The 2,245-nt window shown below is 70.9% G+C and carries 3 protein-coding genes; all 3 read right to left on the bottom strand.

Annotated features, from left to right (window positions below; all coding sequences use genetic code 11):
* Nucleotides 1-40: 40 nt before the first annotated feature.
* Nucleotides 41-274, bottom strand: coding sequence for a hypothetical protein (locus tag ACSW7Y_RS17040; protein ID WP_438127409.1), 234 nt, complete (start codon nt 272-274; stop codon nt 41-43).
* A gap of 337 nt (nt 275-611) precedes the next feature.
* Nucleotides 612-764 carry a hypothetical protein gene (locus ACSW7Y_RS17035; protein WP_438127408.1) on the bottom strand — a complete coding sequence of 51 codons (153 nt, stop codon included), beginning with the start codon at nt 762-764 and terminating at the stop codon, nt 612-614.
* Between the two features lie 169 nt (nt 765-933).
* On the bottom strand, nt 934-2,245 hold a 1,312-nt coding region (locus ACSW7Y_RS17030; protein ID WP_438127407.1), incomplete at its 5' end, for an AAA family ATPase.

Here is a 2,245-nt window from a genome sequence, read left to right as displayed (position 1 = left end):
ACGCCGAGCGGCGCCGGGCGCGCCCGGCGCCCGACGCCGCTCAGCGCCAGAGCTGCATCGCGCCGCTCTGCAGCAGCAGGCGGAGCTGCGTCTCACGCCGCTCGCGCTCGATCCGCTGCCGGGTCTCGAAGTCGACGGACACCCGGACGGGCGTGGTCCGACGACTCCACAGGATCAGCCAGAGACCGACCCGGAGGGCGATGCGGTCGGGCAGCGAGACCCGACGGCGCACCGCGCGGGTATCGGGAGGACGGGTGGTGGTGGGCGTTGACATGGTGGTGGATCCCCTACTGGATGGTCACCCGGACGGTCCCCGGGCGCGACGGATCGACCCGGGGTGCGGGCGGGTGAGAATGACGGATGAATGCACTCCGGGCAGCATCAGGACGGCGCGCGGAAAGCGCCTGGAGAATGCGCCGGAATGCGATCAGGAATGCGTACCGACGGGAAGAGCGCCACCGGCCGCCGACGTCCCCGACGCGGTGCTCCGCGACGCCGCGCCCCGACCACCGACGGTGGCCGCAGACGGAGGACGTCACGGGCAGCAGGCGCGAGCCGAGGAGCTCAGCGGTGCTGTGTGCGCAGGGGTGCGGTGGAAAGGACGCTGCAGGTCAGCGGACTCGGACAGGGGTGCCGAAGAGTCCAGTGGTCCCACGGAACGGCACAGTGCCGGTGGACAGCGCAGTGCCGGTCGACAGTGCAGTGCCGGTGAACAGCGCAGTGCCGGTGAACGGCGTGCGGTGCGTCGTGATGGTGGAGATCATCTTGGTCTCGCCCCCTCTCGGTCTCGTGCTGAACGGTGCTCGTGAACATTAACCACACCGAGAATGTCCGCGCAAGCATTTCCGCGAACTTCTTCGGGAATTGCTGCCGGAAACAGCAGGACGGCCCGGTGTCGTGAAGACACCGGGCCGTCCGTGGGAGCGAGCGGGGTCAGATCGCGACGCGCTGCGCCGCCTCGACGCGGAGCGCGCCGTCCACCGCGTCGACGCGCACGGTGTCGCCGCTCCGGACCGCGTCGGAGACCACGAGGGTCGCGATCCGGTCGTCGACCTCGCGCTGGATGAGCCGGCGGAGGGGGCGGGCGCCGTACTCCGGCTCGTAGCCGTGCTCGGCGAGCCAGGCGACGGCCGCGTCGGAGACCGACAGCGTCATGCCCTGGCCGAGGAGCCGGAGCGCGGTGTCCTCGAGCAGCAGGGACACGATCGACTCGATCTGCGTGCGGTCGAGCTTGCGGAACAGCACGATCTCGTCGATGCGGTTGATGAACTCCGGCCGCATCGCCTCACGGAGCTTCCCCATCACCCGTGCACGCAGGTCGTCCTCCGCGTACCCGTCCGCGGAACCCACCGCCGAGAACCCGAGCGCACCGGAGCGTGAGGCGAGGAACTCGGACCCGATGTTCGACGTCATGATCACGACCGTGTTCCGGAAGTCGACCGTGCGCCCCTGACCGTCGGTGAGCCGTCCGTCGTCGAGCACCTGCAGGAGCAGGTTGAAGACGTCCGGGTGCGCCTTCTCGACCTCGTCGAGGAGGATCACCGAGTACGGGTTCCGACGGACTCGCTCGGTGAGCTGTCCGGCCTCGTCGTAGCCGACGTACCCGGGAGGGGCACCGACCAGCCGCGAGACGGTGTGGCGCTCGCCGAACTCGCTCATGTCGAAGCGGAGCATCGCCGACTCGTCCCCGAAGAGCGACGACGCGAGCGCCTTCGCGAGCTCGGTCTTGCCGACGCCGGTCGGTCCGAGGAACAGGAAGCTGCCCACCGGTCGACGCGGGTCGCCCATGCCGGTCCGGCTCCGGCGCACCGCACGGGCGATCGCCTGCACGGCATCGTCCTGGCCGACGACGCGCTCGTGCAGCTCGTCCTCGAGGACGGCCAGCCGCGAGCGGTCACCCTGGCTCAGTCGCGTCGCCGGGATCCCGGTGGCACGGGACACCACGCTGGCGATGTCGGCCTCCGTGATCAGTCGGTCACCGGGTGCCGGACTGGAGGCGCGGGTCGCGCCCGCCTCCGAGGCGGCGGTGATCCGGGCCTCCAGGCCGTCGATCTGGTCGCGCAGCCGCGACGCCTCCTCGTAGTGCTCCTCCGCCACGGCCGCGTCCTTGGACGCGCTGAGCGCGGCGACCTCGGCATGCAGTGCCTCGACGTCCACATCACCCGAGAGGGCGAGGCGACGGCGGGCACCGGCCTGGTCGACGAGGTCGATGGCCTTGTCCGGCAGGTGCCGGTCCGTCACGTAG

The organism is Curtobacterium flaccumfaciens (assembly GCF_051548005.1).
Taxonomy (GTDB): Bacteria; Actinomycetota; Actinomycetes; order Actinomycetales; family Microbacteriaceae; genus Curtobacterium.
Note: the sequence above shows the minus strand (reverse complement) of the source record. Positions and strands in the feature narration are given on the sequence as shown.

Coding starts and splice junctions, on each gene's coding strand:
- ACSW7Y_RS17040 (WP_438127409.1), bottom strand. CDS start 274: ATGTCAACGCCCACCACCACCCGTCCTCCCGATACCCGCGCGGTGCGC.
- ACSW7Y_RS17035 (WP_438127408.1), bottom strand. CDS start 764: ATGATCTCCACCATCACGACGCACCGCACGCCGTTCACCGGCACTGCG.